Origin of the sequence: Hyphomonas sp. (assembly GCF_013823385.1) — a bacterium.
Taxonomy (GTDB): Bacteria; Pseudomonadota; Alphaproteobacteria; order Caulobacterales; family Hyphomonadaceae; genus Hyphomonas.
Genome location: NZ_PNMA01000150.1, coordinates 1 through 1,225, shown reverse-complemented (window position 1 = coordinate 1,225; position 1,225 = coordinate 1). Strand labels below are relative to the sequence as shown.

Annotated in this window: 3 protein-coding genes; 1 reads left to right on the top strand and 2 read right to left on the bottom strand. The window is 64.4% G+C overall.

Annotated elements, in window-relative coordinates:
• Positions 1–437: hypothetical protein (locus tag C0456_RS20645; RefSeq protein WP_291056621.1), on the top strand; the 437-nt coding region annotated here is incomplete at its 5' end.
• Between the two features lie 7 nt (positions 438–444).
• On the opposite strand, the gene C0456_RS20640 is transcribed toward C0456_RS20645, so the two are convergent.
• Together C0456_RS20640 and C0456_RS20635 are read right to left on the bottom strand one after the other, a co-directional pair.
• Positions 445–939, bottom strand: a complete 495-nt coding sequence (locus C0456_RS20640) for an RES family NAD+ phosphorylase (RefSeq protein ID WP_058456863.1) — start codon at positions 937–939, stop codon at positions 445–447.
• A 4-nt stretch (positions 940–943) separates the two neighbouring features.
• The coding region (locus C0456_RS20635; protein WP_291056615.1) for an antitoxin Xre/MbcA/ParS toxin-binding domain-containing protein at positions 944–1,225 on the bottom strand (282 nt) is incomplete at its 5' end.

Sequence of the window (1,225 nt, the reverse complement as noted above, 5' to 3'; positions counted from 1 at the left end):
TTGATCCCAATTGCCGTCCAACCAAGCGTATGCTCGCCAATGCCTCGATCGGAGTGGAGCCGTTCGATGCCTATTACTCAGCGCGCGAGCTCTATGAGACCTTGCAGGGCGTGTTTCAGGGCCTGCCCAATGCCAAGGCTCGGCTGACGCAGATCCTGTCCTGCCATTGCGATGACTATCAGCGCTGCCTCTACTATGCACTGGCAGGGCGCGGGGTTGTCCAGATGCTCGACGATCTCGAATGGCTCTTCGAGCTCCTCGGGCCGCGGTGCCAGATGTCGGGCCACATTCTGCGCTCGGGCCAGCACCCGGCACCGATGGTCAACCCTTACGTCTCGTCAGAGCCTGATGGCCCTGTTCCTGCCCGCAACGCCGACTTTACCGAAGGCCCATCGTGGTATCTCGATCCCGGCCTCGGAGGGATGATCGAGGAATAAGAGGCCATCAGTTATTGCGAAGGCCAAGTCGGTCGTCGTCATCAACAAGCGTGATGCGCCCGTCCCAGTCCCATAGGACAAGATTGAGCGCGTCTGCGGGGGCGCCGCGGGCGTAGCTCGGGACAACGATGCCAGCATAGCCTTGCGCGATCGCGGCCTCCGCCAGGTCCTGCGTCGGGACCGGCTTGCCGGAGAGCATCCGATCACGCCATGACGGGTCGGCGAGTTCAGCCGGTGTGATGCCGAAGGGATGCAATGCAGCCGTGTCCCGGCCATCGAGCAGCGGCCCGATGTCGGCCTGATAGGCCACCAGCGTGGTGGGCTGCAGCGTGCCAGCCTGATTGGCCTCGCGCAGCGCGGTCTCAGGGGCGAGGGAAGTATAGAGCGCCGTGCGCCCCATGCGATTGAACCGTCCGCCAAATCGGGCGGCCCCCTCCCCTGAGAGGGGTTCACGGGACCAGACCGGATTGTGGGCGCGGTAGAGCAGCCCGGTAAAGTGCATTGGACTAGGCGTGGACGCCGGCGTCGACCGCGTCGATATAGGTCAGCACGTCATCGGCCCGGTTGCTCTGCACGAGCTGCATGGCAGTCTGGCCCGAGAAACCCGGCAGTGGTTCCGAGCGGTACCAGGCATAGGCCAACAACGCCGAACCAAAGCGCGGCTCGACCTTGTTGAGCACCTCGACCATCTGGCGAAGGCGGCGCTGCGTCCGGTCGGACGCGATCCGGTCCTTGCGCTGGATCGCATCCTTGCCGAGGCCCAGCGAGCGTGCGAGTTCGTCGCTGGT